The organism is Paenibacillus sp. EPM92, from assembly GCF_016586185.1.
GTDB lineage: Bacteria > Bacillota > Bacilli > Paenibacillales > NBRC-103111 > Paenibacillus_G > Paenibacillus_G validus.
Genome location: NZ_BCPS01000002.1, coordinates 1 through 1,307, shown reverse-complemented (window position 1 = coordinate 1,307; position 1,307 = coordinate 1). Strand labels below are relative to the sequence as shown.

The 1,307-nt window shown below is 34.3% G+C and carries 1 protein-coding gene; it reads right to left on the bottom strand.

From position 1 onward, the window contains the following. Window positions 1-309 precede the first annotated feature (309 nt). Entirely contained in the window at window positions 310-1,224 is a 915-nt protein-coding gene (locus JMF85_RS00030) for a hypothetical protein (protein ID WP_201317503.1), read from the bottom strand. Window positions 1,225-1,307 lie beyond the last annotated feature (83 nt).

The following is a 1,307-nucleotide window of genomic DNA, read 5'->3' as shown; positions in this document are numbered from 1 at the left end:
CCATTAGTTTATGCTTGAGACACCAAAAAAGATGGTAGTTGATGAAGGAAAAGTACGAGGCACCGCAGAATTGATGGGTGCCTCGCCGATGATTAAGACATTAAGTATCCCATGACTGTATCAACAATATCATCATAAGTACGAATGTTTAAATCTCTATAGTCATTCTCTATAGCTCTCCAAACCTCCGGCTCGAACATCCACCTACGACCAATAACAAGATAACGTTTAGGATAAAGAATATTAAGACCATACACATCCTTAATATGTTGACGGTTACGAGGATCTTCGAAATACTCTCGATAAACTCTAGTCTGTGCAATATACCCATGTAAAAGTTTTTCGATTTTGACGCCCCACAGTGATTGTATCATTTTTAGTAGTAGGGAGTTTAAATTCGACAATATCACTAAATCTATTAGTTCCTGTAATATAGAAGTCCGGACGAATGGCTGGTCTATCAGGGTTTCCGACCCATTCACTCTCTATCTCTGAGTGCAAATTATTACCGAAAAATGCCATTTTAAGAATGAAATCATTTTCAGGTTCAGCTAAAAACTTAGTTATTGTGGTTTCAGATATCCCCTCTGAATTATAGAGTTCTATAAATCGGTTAAGTATCATTAGTTTGTCATATTGGAAATCAAATTTTTCCGGCAATGTATAATGAACATCAGCATTTGCTAACATCACTAAGTTAGGAAAACTTATCTCAACTTCTTCAGTATCTTCATTTATATCCTTTCGCTTTAATGGGAATATGTCCATCCATTTAATATTTCTAACTTTTAAACCATCTCCATTTTTTTCGTAAAAGAAACAATTACGAAGGCGAGTAAATCTACTACCAAGTGCAAGACCGGAAACATTAAGAGCAAAAATCATTTCTTGAGCCAAAAAGTTCCAATTGTTTTCTGCAAGGATGCTCGTTGCTTCTAGAGTGGCAACATATAGATCATCAATAGAATCTTCAATAGGAATTATCATCGGACCATTATCATACTTGATCCCAACAATATCTTCTAAGAAATTATCTGCCTCAGTGTAGTCAAATATCTCACAATTTATCCCTTGTTCGGGCATAATAGAGCGATTATAAGTCCCTAAATATTCAATTGCTATGTGGTCTTTACCTACATAAATATTCAATTTTTTAGGACTAAGCAAAAATGTAGGAATAGTTCTTTTAAGTTCTTTTTCATTCTCGACAATGCTTCTAAGCACTTTCCAATAGTTATAATTTTTGTTCTTATATTATTTGAATATCAGTTTGCACTAATCTCTTCCATTCCCTTAGTTGTGATACT